The organism is Streptomyces sp. NPDC015171 (assembly GCF_043079545.1).
In the GTDB taxonomy this organism is placed as follows: Bacteria; Actinomycetota; Actinomycetes; order Streptomycetales; family Streptomycetaceae; genus Streptomyces.
Window position 1 is genome coordinate 392,123 of the sequence record NZ_JBIBUO010000002.1, and the last position, 13,910, is coordinate 406,032.

Annotated in this window: 14 protein-coding genes; all 14 read right to left on the minus strand. The window is 72.9% G+C overall.

Going from position 1 to position 13,910, the window contains the following annotated elements:
• On the minus strand, positions 1-2,193 hold the full coding sequence (locus tag ACF073_RS06265) for a hypothetical protein (protein WP_392067183.1): 2,193 nt from the start codon (positions 2,191-2,193) through the stop codon (positions 1-3).
• A 197-nt stretch (positions 2,194-2,390) separates the two neighbouring features.
• On the minus strand, positions 2,391-3,128 hold the full coding sequence (locus ACF073_RS06270) for a sirohydrochlorin chelatase (protein ID WP_392067184.1): 738 nt from the start codon (positions 3,126-3,128) through the stop codon (positions 2,391-2,393).
• Between the two features lies 1 nt (position 3,129).
• Positions 3,130-4,008, minus strand: a complete 879-nt coding sequence (locus ACF073_RS06275) for an ABC transporter permease (protein ID WP_392067185.1) — start codon at positions 4,006-4,008, stop codon at positions 3,130-3,132.
• Positions 3,995-4,774, minus strand: coding sequence for an ABC transporter ATP-binding protein (locus ACF073_RS06280; protein WP_392067186.1), 780 nt, complete (start codon positions 4,772-4,774; stop codon positions 3,995-3,997). The genes ACF073_RS06275 and ACF073_RS06280 overlap by 14 nt, the downstream gene beginning before the upstream one ends.
• A 33-nt stretch (positions 4,775-4,807) precedes the next feature.
• Positions 4,808-5,917, minus strand: coding sequence for an aliphatic sulfonate ABC transporter substrate-binding protein (locus ACF073_RS06285; RefSeq protein ID WP_392067187.1), 1,110 nt, complete (start codon positions 5,915-5,917; stop codon positions 4,808-4,810).
• Positions 5,918-6,153: 236 nt separating this feature from the next.
• Positions 6,154-7,488 carry a sulfate adenylyltransferase subunit 1 gene (locus ACF073_RS06290; protein WP_392067188.1) on the minus strand — a complete coding sequence of 445 codons (1,335 nt, stop codon included), beginning with the start codon at positions 7,486-7,488 and terminating at the stop codon, positions 6,154-6,156.
• Between the two features lie 2 nt (positions 7,489-7,490).
• Positions 7,491-8,426 carry a sulfate adenylyltransferase subunit CysD gene (gene cysD / locus ACF073_RS06295; protein WP_392067189.1) on the minus strand — a complete coding sequence of 312 codons (936 nt, stop codon included), beginning with the start codon at positions 8,424-8,426 and terminating at the stop codon, positions 7,491-7,493.
• Complete coding sequence (gene cysC, locus ACF073_RS06300) at positions 8,423-8,959, minus strand: adenylyl-sulfate kinase (protein ID WP_392067190.1); 537 nt, start codon at positions 8,957-8,959, stop codon at positions 8,423-8,425. Before cysC ends, cysD begins: the two co-directional genes overlap by 4 nt.
• Positions 8,960-8,985: 26 nt before the next feature.
• Entirely contained in the window at positions 8,986-9,696 is a 711-nt protein-coding gene (locus ACF073_RS06305; RefSeq protein WP_392067191.1) for a phosphoadenylyl-sulfate reductase, read from the minus strand.
• A complete protein-coding gene (locus ACF073_RS06310; protein WP_392067192.1) occupies positions 9,693-9,875 on the minus strand; it encodes a hypothetical protein in 183 nt (60 codons plus the stop codon). The genes ACF073_RS06305 and ACF073_RS06310 overlap by 4 nt, the downstream gene beginning before the upstream one ends.
• A complete protein-coding gene (locus tag ACF073_RS06315; protein ID WP_392067193.1) occupies positions 9,872-11,569 on the minus strand; it encodes a nitrite/sulfite reductase in 1,698 nt (565 codons plus the stop codon). The genes ACF073_RS06310 and ACF073_RS06315 overlap by 4 nt, the downstream gene beginning before the upstream one ends.
• Positions 11,570-11,697: 128 nt before the next feature.
• Positions 11,698-11,781, minus strand: a complete 84-nt coding sequence (locus ACF073_RS06320) for a putative leader peptide (protein WP_309486338.1) — start codon at positions 11,779-11,781, stop codon at positions 11,698-11,700.
• Between the two features lie 127 nt (positions 11,782-11,908).
• On the minus strand, positions 11,909-12,481 hold the full coding sequence (locus ACF073_RS06325; RefSeq protein ID WP_392067194.1) for a GNAT family N-acetyltransferase: 573 nt from the start codon (positions 12,479-12,481) through the stop codon (positions 11,909-11,911).
• 89 nt (positions 12,482-12,570) lie between these two features.
• The gene (locus ACF073_RS06330) at positions 12,571-13,905 is read right to left on the minus strand and encodes a hypothetical protein (RefSeq protein ID WP_392067195.1); all 1,335 of its coding nucleotides are present in this window, start codon (positions 13,903-13,905) and stop codon (positions 12,571-12,573) included.
• Positions 13,906-13,910: the final 5 nt, after the last annotated feature.

The window sequence follows — 13,910 nt, forward strand, 5'->3', positions numbered from 1 at the left end:
TCAGCGCACCACCAGGCTGGTGAGAGAGGGTTCTTCGAGTCGGACCGAGGCGGCGTGCTCCCCGAGCAGGAAGCCGCGCAGGGTGTAGGGGGCCGGGCAGGGAGCGGCCGGGAGTTCCCGGTCCAGGCTGCCGTGCCGGGCCAGTTCGGGGCCGGGGATCCGCAGGACGGTCGTCCCGTCGCCCGCGGTGCGCGGCCGCAGGGTGCCGGAGCGCGCGACACACACGAACTCGGGGACGTCCGCGAGTCCGCCGGGCGCGCTCAGGGTGACCCGCAGCAGCGTCCGGCCCCGGCCGAACAACCGCCGTGCACCGCGCACCAGTTGGTAGGAGACGGCCGCGTCCGGCGGCACCAGCGTCTCGGCCGCCTCGGGCACCACGACCACCGCGCCGGGGACCCGGGGCACCGAGGTGGCCCGGACCCGGACGGCACCGGGGCCGACGGGCAGCCGGAGCCCGCCGCGCCGGTAGGCGTGCGCGGTGACCGTGCGTTCCGCACCGCCGGCGGAGCCCGCTGCGGACCAGCCGACCACCAGGTGCGCGGCGCCCTCGGGCCAGTCGAGGACGATCCGGGCCTGCCCGTCCGGGAGCCGGTGCGCGCTCAGCCCGGGCACGGGCCGTACGGCCTCCACGCCCACCGTGGGCCCCGCGAGCGCCCGTTCGCCGCGCACGGCGACGGCGGCGACCTCGGTGTAGGTGCCGGGCGGCGGGTACGGGGCGCTCGCGGGGCCGGGCCAGTCGAGCGGGGGCGGCAGCTCGCCGGTGCGCAGCTCGGTGCCCGGCGCCGGTGCCCCGTCCGGCCACACCACCAGCCGGACGTCGGCGTCGCCCGCCCCGGTCCAGGAGAACTCCACGGCCCCGCCGGCGGGCCGCGCGGTCAGCGTGCGCACGGGCTCCGGCCAGGGGTGCACGCAGCCGGAGATCCGCAGCCCCAGGGAGGCGACCGTGCCGCCGTCGGCCGTCCGGTAGTGGCACACGACATGGAAGGCGTGGCTTCCGGGCGGCAGCCCGGTGGCCGTGAAACCCTCGGCACGGGCGGTGAGCCGGGCGGTCCGGCCGTCGGGTCCGGTGTGCTCGACCGTGACGTCGGCGGCGCCGGCCGGCCGCTGCCAGACGCAGTCGATCCGCCCGGGGCCGTCCGTCAGCACCGGGCGCTCCACCTCGGGGGTGACCCTGAGCCGCCGGGAGACCAGCGGCGGCCCGGCCACCCGCCCGTCGCGCAGGGGCAGGGCGGCGTACCGGACCGTGGTGCCCGGCGCGGCCCCCGTGTCCCGTAGCGGCCCGGCGGCGACCGCGGCGGCGCCGCCCACGTCATGTACCGCCGGCTTGCCCCGCCCGTCCCGGTACAGCCGCAGCAGCCGCCACTCACCCGGCGTGTCCCGGGGATCGCGCCAGTCCAACTCGACGTGGTCGCGGTGCAGTTCGGTGCCGAGGGCGGGGTGGCGGCCGTGCAGGCGGACCAGTCCGGCGAGCGCGCGCCGGTCGTCGTCCGCCGTGCGCAGCGCCGCGACGTACGCGGCGCTCGCCGCTTCCGGGTCGTCCCGCTCCTCGGCCCGCCGCCCGGCCCGCAGCGCGTCCTCGGTGACGCGCAGCCGCTCGGCCGTCTCGGCCCGCAGGGCCGCGAGCGCCGGGTCGCCGCCAGCGGGAAGCCGGTCGAGCAGGGCGCTCAGCCGGTGCGCCCGCCCCCGTGCCCGGGCGTCGGCCAGGGATTCCGCCGCGTCCCGCTGTCTTCGGTCCAGCGCCGGACGCAGCCGGGCCGCCGCCAGCAGGCCCGCCGTCTCGTCGCGCCGCACGCCCAACCGGGCGCATAAGGAGGCGCGTTGCGCCTCGGGCCGCTCCTGGAGCAGGTTGATCAGCTGGTACAGGACGATCCGGCGCGGTGCCTGCGGATCGGCGCGGTGCAGCGCGGCGAGGCGTGCGGCGAGCTGGGCGGCGGCGGGCGGTGAGGACTCGGCCAGCGCCTCCAGCAGCGGAGCGTCCACCCGGCGCCGGCCGCGCTGACCGGCGGGCACGTACAGCCCGTCCAGCACCGCCAGCCCATCGGGTCCCGCCCCCAGCACCTCGCCGAGGTGGTCCAGGCCCGCCGTGTGCTGGGCGGCGGCGAGGCTGCCGTAGCCGGGCACGAGCGGGCTGAGCGGCAGGCCGGAAAGGGCCCGGGGCAGCCCCAGGTGATGCCCGAACTCCCGACCGGCCACGTGAACGCTCTCCCCCGATAGTGCCCAGGGGTCCATCCCAGCAGATCCGGACGTGACCAGGAAGGGGTTTCGGGGAAGCCGGGCACGGCGGAGCCTGCCGGGGCGAAGCGGCAGCGCCCGGGTGGCGCCGACCCGCGGAACCTGCCCGGGAAGCCGAGCGGCCGGCCGCGGACGCCCGGCGCGTGACTGCCCGGCGGTCAGGCGCCGAGCGCCGCCGGCGCGGGCTGCCGGGCCCGGTCGTAGCGTGCCAGCAGCAGCCGCGCCACCTCCGGTGCCGCGCCCAGCACATCGGCCAGGACGTCCGCGCCCTCCGCGCCGCGCGCTATGCGGTCCGGCAGGAAGCCGGGGGCCAGGACGTACGGCGCCACGGCCACGCGCGCGCAGCCGAGTTCCCGCAGCTCGCGCACCGCGTCCTCGGTGCGCGGAAGGGAAGCGGAGGCGAACGCGGGCCGCACCGCGCACCAACCGGTGCGCCACCACTCCCGCGCGATACCGGCGATCACCGCGATCGCCTCCGGGTCCGAGGACCCCGCCGAGGCCAGCACGACCCCGGTCGAGGACTTGTCGGCGGGGGACAGCCCCGCCTCGTACAGCCGCCGTTCCAGCGCGGACAGCAGCAGCGGGGACGGGCCGAGCACCGCCGCCTGCCGGATCCGCAGCCGCGCCGGGGCGTCCCGCAGCACGGCCGGGATGTCGGCCTTGGCGTGGAAGGCACGGGTCAGCAGCAGCGGCAGGGCGACGACGTCCCGCACGCCCTCCGCCGCCAGCGACTCCAGCAGCCCGTGCACGGACGGCACGTTGAAGTCCAGGAACCCGGTCTCCACGCGCAGTCCCGGCCGCAGCGACCGCACCCGCTCCACGAGGGCGTGCACGGTCGCCGCGTGCCGCGGGTCGCGGCTGCCGTGGGCGATGACGAGGAGGACGGGGCGGCGCATGTCAGCTCTTCACCAGCAGGCCCCGGCTGCGCAGCACCCACCGCTCCAGCGGACTGAAGATCAGCAGGTCGATCGCGATGCCGACGAACAGGATGAGCAGGATCGCCTCGAAGACCATGGCCATGTCGCTGGCGGTACGCGCGTTCTCCAGCAGCTGGCCGAGGCCCACGCCCAGGTCGGGGAAGCTCGCGATGATCTCGGCGGCCATCAGCGAGCGCCAGGAGAAGGCCCAGCCCTGCTTCAGACCGGCCACATAGCCGGGCAGCGCGGCCGGCAGGGTGATGTGCCAGATGCCCCGGACGCCGGTGGCGCCCATCGTGCGGCCGGCCCGCAGGAACAGCGGCGGCACCTGGTCGACGCCGGACACCAGGCCGTTGGCGATGGAGGGGACCGCGCCCAGCAGGATCACCGCGTACATCATCGAGTTGTTCAGGCCCAGCCAGATCACGGCCGGCGGTACCCACGCCACCGACGGCAGGGACTGCAGACCGGACAGGATCGGGCCGATGGCCGCGCGCACGAACTTCACCCGCGCCACGATCAGGCCCAGCGGGGTGCCGATGAGCAGCGCGAAGGCGAAGCCCAGCAGACCGCGCGAGACGCTCGTCCAGATGTAGCCGACCAGGTCGCCCTTGAGCCAGGCGTCCTTGAACGCGTCGCCCACGGCGGCCGGCGAGGGCAGCTTGGTGGGATCGTCGACGACCGGGTACAGCAGCGACCAGGCGGCGAGGACCACCGCGATCGCGATGACCGGCGGCAGGATCTTGCCGACGAGGGTCTGCCGCAGGCTCGGCCGGCCGGCGGCCGTGGTCTCCAGCGCGTCCAGGCCGGCCTCGACGCTCCCGGCGTTCTGGACCGGCGTCGTGTCAGTGCTGGCCATGGCGGCGGATCTCCCCACGCAGTACTTCGGTGATCTCGACGGACAGTTCCGCGACGGGCGCGTCCTCGATGCGGCGCGGCTGCGGGATGTCGACCCGCCATTCGCGCGCGATCCGGCCCGGCCGGGAGGACAGCAGCACGACCCGCTGGGCGAGCCGCACCGCCTCGCGCACGTTGTGCGTCACGAACAGCACGGACAGGCCGGTCTCCTGCCAGATCCGGGTCAGCTCGTCGTGCAGCACGTCCCGGGTGATGGCGTCCAGCGCGGCGAACGGCTCGTCCATCAGCAGCAGGTTGCTCTCCTGCGCCAGGGCGCGGGCCAGCGCGACCCGCTGGCGCATCCCGCCGGACAGTTCGTGGACGCGCTTGCCGTACGCGCCCTTCAGCCGGACCAGTTCGAGCAGTTCCTCGGCCCGGTCGCGGCGCAGCGGCTTGGCGACCCCCCTGAGCTTGAGGGCGAGTTCGATGTTCTTGCCGGCGGTCAGCCACGGGAACAGGGCGTGTTCCTGGAACATCAGGGCCGGCCGGCCGTCCGTGCTGATGGACCCGGCGGACGGCCGGTCCAGGCCGGCCACCAGGTTCAGCAGCGTGGACTTGCCGCAGCCCGAGGCCCCCAGGAGGGTGACGAACTCGCCGGGCGCGACATCGATGCTGATGTCGTCCAGCACGAGCTGGTGTCCGCCCGGCCCGCTGAAGGACTTCGAGACGTGGTCAAGGCGTGCCGCGAACTCGACGGTCTCGTCGGCCTTGGCGAGGGTCGTGGCCATGGTCGTCACCTCCTGGGGACTCGTCGGGCGGTGTCAGCTGGTGCCGAGACCGGCGGCGTCGACGGGGCTTGCGCCCTCGGCCTTGAGGACCTTGTTGAGGGTCGTCAGATCGTAGATCCCCACCAGGTTCGGCTTGTCCAGCAGACCGGCCTTGACCGCGTGGTCCGCCTCGGCGTTCAGGGTGGAGGCCAGCGGGTCGTCGGTGAACTGGATGGACTTCCACGCCGGGTCGAGGACGTCAGCCGGGAGCGCCTTGCCGGAGTCCGCCTCCAGCTGCTTGTTCGCGGCGGCCTTCGCCTCGTCGGGGTTGGCGTTGATCCACTTGTTGGTCTCGACGGCGGCCCTGAGGACGGCCTCGACGGCCTTCGGGTGCTCCTTGAGGAACGCCTGGCGCACGATGATGTTCGTGATCACGAACTTCTTGTCCGGCCACAGCGCCGACTCGTCGAGCAGCACCTTGGCGCCTTCGGAGACCAGCTTCGAGGCGGTCGGCTCCGGCACCCAGGCACCGTCGATGGAGCCGGACTTGTAGGCGTCCGGGGTGATCTTGTTGTCGGTGCGGACGACCGTGACATCGCCCTTGCCGCTCTGCGCGTCGACCTTCCAGCCCTGCTCGGCGGCCCAGTTGAGGAAGGCCACGTCCTGGGTGTTGCCCAGCTGGGGCGTGGCGATCCGCTTGCCCTTGACGTCCTTCAGGGACTTGATCTTCTTGGGGTCGACGACCAGCTTCACCCCGCCGGACGCCGAACCACCGATGATCTTCAGGCTCTTGCCGTTCGACTTGGTGTAGCCGTTGATCGCCGGGGACGGGCCGATCCAGCCGATGTCGATGGACCCCGAGTTGAGCGCCTCGATCTCGGACGGGCCGGCGTTGAAGGTGGCGGGCTTGACCTCGGTGGCGCCCAGCTCCTTCTGGAAGAAGCCCTTCTGCATGCCGACCAGCGCGGTGCCGTGGGTGAGGTTCGGGAAGTAGCCGATCTTGACGGTGTCGAGCCCGTCGGTCTTCTTGGCCCCGGAGGCGACCTTGGCGGTGTCGTCGTCCTTGGACTCGGACCCGTAGCCGCAGGCGGCCAGGGTGAGCAGCGGGAGCGCGGCGAGCGCGGCTATGCCGCGGCGGGCGAGGGTCGAGCGGTTGGCAGGCACGGGAGGTGTTCCTCTCGTTGGCCCGGCTGGTCACGGTCTCTCAGGTCGTGGCCGGGAGGTCGGCATGAGGTCTTCGTCGCGTCCGGGACGTCGGGTGGGGGGACGGGGCGCGCAGGCGGTGCGCGTACGTCAGCGCACACATCGTGCGACCCCGCCCTGCCCGCTGCCCAGGGCGCCGCTGCCGACGCGGCCGCCCTCCTTCGCGAACGTGGAGAAGAAATCGGTCGGATTCATGCTCAGAAGTCCCAGCCGTCGTCGTCGGACTCGTCCTTGACCGGCACGGGGGACGCGAACGACTCGCCGACCATGCCGGCGGTGAGCGTGGTGCCGTCGGCGGGGTCGATCAGGATGAAGGAGCCCGTGCGGCGCGAGTCGGCGTAGGAGTCGACCGGCAGCGGCTCGGCGGTACGGATCTTCACCCGGCCGATGTCGTTGGCGACGAGCTGCCCGGGGTGCGGGTGCAGGGACAGGTCGTCCAGCGTGAGCCGGGACGGGATGTCCTTCACCAGCGCCTTGACCGTGCGCGTGCCGTGCTTGAGCAGGACCCGGTGGCCCACGGTGAGCGGGGCGTCGGCGACATGGCAGACGGTCGCCTCCACGTCCTGCGTGGTGGGCGGGGCGTCCTTGGCGGGGACGATCAGGTCGCCGCGCGAGACGTCGATGTCGTCCGCGAGCAGCACCGTCACCGACTGCGTCGTCCAGGCCGTGTCGACCGGCTCGCCCAGCAGGTCGATGGCGGAGATCGTCGTCGTCCGGCCGGACGGCAGGACCGTGACCGGCTCGCCCACCCGGAAGCTGCCGGCGGCGATCTGGCCGGCGTAGCCCCGGTAGTCCGGGTGCTCGGCGGTCTGCGGCCGGATCACGTACTGCACGGGCAGCCGGGCGTGGCAGTGCGCCAGGTCATGGCTGACCGGAACGGTCTCCAGGTGCTCCAGCACGGTCGGGCCGCCGTACCAGTCCATGTTCGCCGACGGCTCCACCACGTTGTCGCCGGCCAGCGCCGAGATCGGGATCGCGGTGACCTCGGGGACGCCCAGGTCGGTGGCGTACGCCGTGAACTCCTCGGCGATCGCCGCGAAGACCCGCTCCTCGTACCCGACGAGGTCCATCTTGTTGACGGCGAGGACGGCGTGCGGGACGCGGAGCAGGGCGGCGATGGCCGCGTGCCGGCGGGTCTGCTCGACGACGCCGTTGCGGGCGTCCACCAGGATGACCGTCAGTTCGGCGGTGGAGGCACCGGTGACCATGTTGCGGGTGTACTGCACATGGCCGGGGGTGTCGGCGAGGATGAACCGGCGTCGGGGCGTGGCGAAGTAACGGTACGCCACATCGATGGTGATGCCCTGCTCGCGCTCGGCGCGCAGGCCGTCGGTGAGGAGGGCGAGGTCGGGGCCGTCCTGGCCGCGGCTCGCGGAGGCGCGCTCCACGGCCTCCAGCTGGTCGGTGAGGACCGACTTGGAGTCGTGCAGCAGCCGTCCGACCAGGGTGGACTTGCCGTCGTCGACGGAGCCGGCGGTGGCGAACCGCAGCAGGGTGGTGGCCGAGAGCGCCTCGGTCGTCGTGATGCTCATGCTTAGAAGTACCCCTCGCGCTTGCGGTCTTCCATCGCGGCCTCGGAGAGCTTGTCGTCGGCGCGGGTGGCGCCGCGCTCGGTGAGCCGGGACGCGGCGATCTCGGCGATGACGGCGTCCAGCGTGGTCGCGTCGGAGTCGACGGCGCCGGTGCAGGACATGTCGCCGACCGTGCGGTAGCGGACCAGGCGCCTGACGACGGTCTCGGTCTCCTTCGGACCGCCCCACTCGCCCGCGGTCAGCCACATGCCGGCCCGCTGGAACACCTCGCGCTCGTGCGCGAAGTAGATCCCGGGCAGCTCGATGCCCTCGCGCTCGATGTACTGCCAGACGTCCAGCTCGGTCCAGTTGGACAGGGGGAACACGCGGACGTGTTCGCCGGGGGCGTGCCGGCCGTTGTAGAGGTTCCACAGCTCGGGGCGCTGACGGCGCGGGTCCCACTGCGAGAACTCGTCGCGCAGCGAGAACACCCGCTCCTTGGCGCGGGCCTTCTCCTCGTCCCGGCGCCCGCCGCCGAAGACCGCGTCGAACTTCTCGCTCTGGATCTTCTCGGTCAGCGGAAGGGTCTGCAGCGGGTTGCGGGTGCCGTCGGCACGCTCCTTCAGCACACCGCGGTCGATGTAGTCCTGGACGGAGGCGACATGGAGGCGCAGCCCGTGTGCGCCCACCGCACGGTCCCGGTACTCGAGGACCTCGGGGAAGTTGTGTCCCGTGTCCACATGGAGCAGGGAGAAGGGGATCGCGGCCGGGGCGAACGCCTTCAGCGCGAGGTGCAGCATGACGATGGAGTCCTTGCCGCCGGAGAACAGGATCACCGGGTTCTCGAACTCGCCCGCCACCTCGCGGAAGATGTGCACCGCCTCGGACTCCAGCGCGTCCAGGTGCGACAGGGCGTACGGGCTGTCCGTACCGTCCTGCGTCGTGGCGACCGTGGTCATGCCAGTCCCCTCTCGTTCAGCAGCGCGAACACCGACTCCGCGGACTCCTTGACCGTCTGATACTGCGACTCGATCCGCAGGTCGGGCGCCTTCGGCTCCTCGTAGGGGTCGTCGACCCCGGTGAGCCCGGTCAGCTCGCCGGCGGCCTGCTTGGCGTACAGACCCTTCACATCACGCACGCTGCACACCTCGACCGGAGTCGCCACATGGACCTCCAGGTACGGCGTCCCGCTCTGCGTGTGCCGCTCGCGCACCGCGTCCCGGCTGTCCGCGTAGGGCGCGATCACCGGCACCAGCGCCTTGACGCCGTTGCGGGCCAGCAGCTCGGCGACGAAGCCGATGCGCTGCACATTGGTGTGCCGGTCCGCCCGGGAGAAGCCGAGGCCCGCCGAGATGAACTCGCGGATCTCGTCGCCGTCGAGCACTTCGACGCGGTGGCCCCCGGCCCGCAGCAGGGCCGCCAGCTCGTAGGCGATGGTGGTCTTGCCGGCGCTCGGCAGACCCGTGAGCCAGACGGTGGCTCCGGTCGTCACGTTGTTCTCCTGAATCCGGTCGTTCGTCATCCGTGCAGCCCGCACTCGGTCTTGGCCAGACCCGCCCAGCGGCCGGCCCGCGCGTCCTCGCCCTCCAGGACCCTGCGGGTGCACGGGGCACAGCCGACGGAGGCGTAGCCGTCCATCAGCAGCGGGTTGGTGAGCACGCCGTGCTCGGTGATGTACGCGTCCACGTCGTCCTGGGTCCAGCGGGCGATCGGCGAGATCTTGACCTTGCCGCGCTTCTCGTCCCAGCCGACCACCGGGGTGTCCGCCCGGGAAGCGGACTCGTCGCGGCGCAGGCCCGTCGCCCACGCCTGGTACCCCTTCAGCCCCTCCTCCAGCGGCTGCACCTTGCGCAGCCGGCAGCACAGGTCGGGGTCGCGGTCGTGCAGCTTCGGCCCGTACCGCGCGTCCTGTTCGGCGACCGTCTGCCGCGGCGTGAGGGTGATGACGTTGACGTCCATCACGGCCTCCACCGCGTCCCGGGTACCGATCGTCTCCGGGAAGTGGTAGCCGGTGTCGAGGAAGACGACGTCCACACCCTTGCGCACCCGCGAGGCGAGATGCGCGACCACGGCGTCCTCCATGGAGGAGGTGACGCAGAACCTTGTGCCGAACGTGTCCACCGCCCACCGCAGGATCTCCAGTGCGGAGGCGTCCTCCAGATCGCGGCCCGCCTGCTCGGCGAGCGCCTTCAGCTCCTCGGTCGTCCGCTCTTCCTGAGCCGTCGTCATATCCGGTCGTCCCCTCCGTTGTCGGCTCGCTGGAGTCCCCGGGCGAGCAGCCCGAGGAACTTCAGCTGGAATGCGCGGTTGCACGCCGCGCATTCCCAGGCGCCGTGGCCCTGCTCGCTCGGACGCAGGTCCTCGTCGCCGCAGTAGGGGCAGTAGAAAGGTGCGGCCCGCTCGCTCATGACAGCGCCTCCTCGGAAGCCCGGGCGGCCCAGGCCGCGAAGCGCTCGCCGCTCTCGCGGTCGGCCAGATAGCGCCTGAGCACCCGCTCGACGTAGTCCGGCAGTCCGTCCGAGGTCACCTTCAGACCGCGCACCTTGCGGCCGAAGCCCGGCTCGAGGCCGAGCGCGCCGCCGAGGTGCACCTGGAAGCCCTCGACCTGGTTGCCGTCGTCATCCAGGACCAGCTGGCCCTTGAGACCGATGTCCGCCACCTGGATCCGGGCGCAGGCGTTCGGGCAGCCGTTGACGTTGATGGTGAGCGGCTCGTCGAACTCCGGCAGACGGCGCTCCAGTTCCTCGATCAGCGAGATGCCGCGCGCCTTGGTCTCCACGATGGCGAGCTTGCAGTACTCGATACCGGTGCAGGCCATGGTGCCGCGCCGGAACGGCGACGGGCTGACCGTGAGGTCCAGCGCCTCGAGACCGGCCACCAGCGATTCGACCCGCGCCTCCTCGACGTCGAGCACGATCATCTTCTGCTCGACCGTGGTGCGCACCCGGCCGGAGCCGTGCCCCTCGGCCAGCTCGGCGATCTTGGTGAGCAGGGTGCCGTCGACCCGGCCGACCCGCGGGGCGAAACCGACGTAGAAGCGGCCGTCCTGCTGGCGGTGCACCCCGACGTGGTCGCGCCACCGCTCCACGGGCTGGGCGGGCGCGGGGCCGTCGACCAGCTTCCGCTCCAGGTACTCGTCCTCCAGCACCTGCCGGAACTTCTCCGCACCCCAGTCGGCGACCAGGAACTTCAGCCGGGCACGGGTGCGCAGCCGGCGGTAGCCGTAGTCACGGAAGATCGAGATGACGCCCTCGTAGACGTCCGGGACCTCGTCCAGCGGGACCCAGGCGCCCAGCCGCACACCGATCTTGGGGTTGGTGGACAGACCGCCGCCGACCCACAGGTCGAAGCCCGGCCCGTGCTCGGGGTGTTCGACGCCGACGAACGCGATGTCGTTGATCTCGTGCGCCACGTCCAGCAGCGGCGAACCGGAGATCGCGGACTTGAACTTGCGGGGGAGGTTGGAGAACGCCGGGTTGCCGACGATCCGGCGGTGGATCTCCTCGACGGCCGGCGTGCCGTCGATGATCTCGTCCTCGGCGATCCCCGCCACCGGCGAGCCCAGGATCACGCGCGGGGTGTCACCGCACGCCTCGGTCGTGGACAGCCCGGCCGCCTCCAGCCGGTTCCAGACCTCGGGCACGTCCTCGATCCGGATCCAGTGGTACTGGATGTTCTGCCGGTCGGTGATGTCAGCGGTGCCGCGCGCGAACTCCTGCGAGACCTCGCCGATCACCCGCAGCTGCCGGGTGGTCAGCGCCCCGCCGTCGACGCGGACGCGGAGCATGAAGTACTCGTCGTCCAGCTCCTCCGGCTCCAGGATCGCGGTCTTGCCGCCGTCGATCCCGGGACGGCGCTGGGTGTACAGCCCCCACCAGCGCATCCGGCCGCGCAGGTCGTTCGGGTCGATCGAGTCGAAGCCGCGCTTGGAATAGATCGTCTCAATGCGTGTCCGCACATTGAGACCGTCGTCGTCCTTCTTGAACTGCTCGTTGCCGTTCAGCGGTGTGAAGTGACCGGCCGCCCACTGGCCCTCGCCGCGGTGACGGCTCACCTTGCGGCGCGGCGCGGAGGCGTCGGGGTTCTGGGGGGTGGCGGCCATGGTTCTACGTCCTTCGGGACTGGCGGGAAAACGGCTCTGACCTGCGCATACGAGCGCATACGACAAGCGTGCGCGGCAGGCGCGCACAGATGATCAGGTGCGAGGAGGGGGCGGCGTTGCTGGAGGCGTCAGCTCGCCGGACATATGGCGCTGGACATGCGGCCGAGGTCGACGTGCCGCCGACTCACCAAGGCAATTCCAGTTCCAGACATGACGGAAGCGTGTCACGCCAATCTGGACAGAGTCCAGCTTCGTCCAATAAGTGGACACCCTTGTCTCGAAATGTGGAACAAGGGTGTCGTCGCTCACATGCGTCGTCAGGGGGCTTGTCGTAGCAGGTCAGGCGGGGTATGCCCCGGGCCACGGCCCGGGCGTCGCGGCCTCGGGCTCCAGCTCCACCTTGGTGTCGAACAGCTTGAACCCGCGCCGCTGGTAGTTGTCCATGGCGTGCTCGCCGTCCTTGCTGCACGTGTGCAGCCACACCCGCTTGGTCGGCGCCCGCCCCGGCCACCGCTCGGCCAGGTCCCAGGCGCGGGCGGCGCCGTACGCCAGCAGGTGGCCGCCGATGCGCCGGCCGCGGAAGGCGGGGATCAGCCCGAAGTAGACGATCTCGACCACGCCGTCGTCCTGCGGCTCCAGCTCGGCGTAGCCGGCCGGCGTGCCCCGGTCGTAGGCCACCCAGGTCTCCACGCCGGGCCGCTCCAGGTGCTCCTGCCACCGCGCGTACGTCCAGCCCAGCCGGTCGGTCCAGCGGATGTCGCCGCCGACCGAGGCGTACAGGAACCGGCTCAGCTCGGGGGAGGGCACCTCGGCGCGGACGATCCGGACGTCCCCGTCGGGGGCGCCGGCGGGCAGGAGATCGGCCGGGGACGTCTGTTCGAGGGACCAGGTGGTGACAGGGACGCTGCTCATGCGGGCCAGGGAATCATCCCCCCGCCCGGTCTGTCGATCGGCCCGGGACGCCCCGGCCGGGACCGGGAGCGGCCGCCGTCCCGCCGGGGTCAGTCCACGGAGCCGTCGAGGGCGGCCAGGGGCAGCGCGAACAGCATGCGGTCCGAGAGCGACCACACCTCGCCCGTCTCCTGCCAGTAGGAGAGGGAACCGGCCCCCTGCGCCCAGCAGCGCTCCGAGGCGTCGGCGCCGCAGCGGGCGGCCCGGGCGTCCGCGGTGTCCTGCCGCCACATTCCGCCGTGCCCGTCCTGAGTGCCGGGCAGCTGTCCCACATACCAGGACGACCGGTCCGCGCCCGGGGCCCGGTACGACAGCACGCCCCGGATCCCGGCCGCCCGGGTCCGGTACGCCTCCACCGGGTCCGCCCGCCCTGCGGCATCCGTGGCGAGCAGCCCGGCGCGCGCCGGATCGGTACTGAACGCGTACCGCCACAGCCGGGCGGGCCGGTCGCCGCCCGGCGCGGTCCACTCCGCGGCGGTCAGGCTGTCGGGCGCCGTGCCGCGGTCCAGGGCGAGCGCGCCGGGGCAGGGCGGCCCGGCGGCGGCGCAGGGGCCGGAGGTGTAGCGGTACGAGCCGACCGCGGGCAGGACGTAGCGGTAGCCGCCGGCGGACCAGCCGCCGGGCACCCGGCCGATCGCGGGGGCGTCGGCCGTGGTGCGCTGGATGCGGTCGAGGTCGTAGACGTAGAGCGCGTCGGCGCTGCCGGCCGTGGTGGTGACCAGCAGTTTGTTCTCGTACCAGACCATGCCGGTGATGCCCGAGGCCAGGCCCCGGTAGTCCCGGCCGCCGTCGACCGGCACCACCAGCAGCGCCCAGCGGTAGGCGAGGTGCGCGGGGTCGTCCGCGTCGACGAGGGCGATCCGGGCCAGGCCGCGCTCGCCCGGGCGGCCGGCGGTGGTGCTGTGGGTCCACCCGGCCAGGACGACCCGGTGGCTGCCCCAGACGCCGTCGTCGTCGGCGTCCCCGGAGGTGGTCACCGAGGCCGGCCGCCAGTCGGTGGTGGCGGTGTCGGCCGGGTCCCAGCAGTAGGCGCGGGCCGGGTCCGGCTCGACGGGCAGGGAGGCGCGGTCGCCGGCGGAGCAGTCGGCGGCCTCGCGCAGCTCGCGGTCCGCGTCGCGCAGTACGGCGTCCACGCCGACCGGCCGGCCCATCGAGGCGGCGAGCCGGTCCAGGGTGCGGGCGGGGACCAGCCGCTCCTGGAGCCGGAGCCGGCCGGTGTCCGCCGCGGAGGTGAGCGGCTTGAGCGTGCCCGGATCCTCGGTGACCTCCGCCTGGGACGTGCTGATCAGCGTGGCGGTGGCGGTGAGCGCCAGGGCGGCACCGGTCAGGACGGCGCGCAGGGCCGCGCCCCGTCTGCGCCGGCGGTGTCTGCCGCGATGCTTCATCTCTC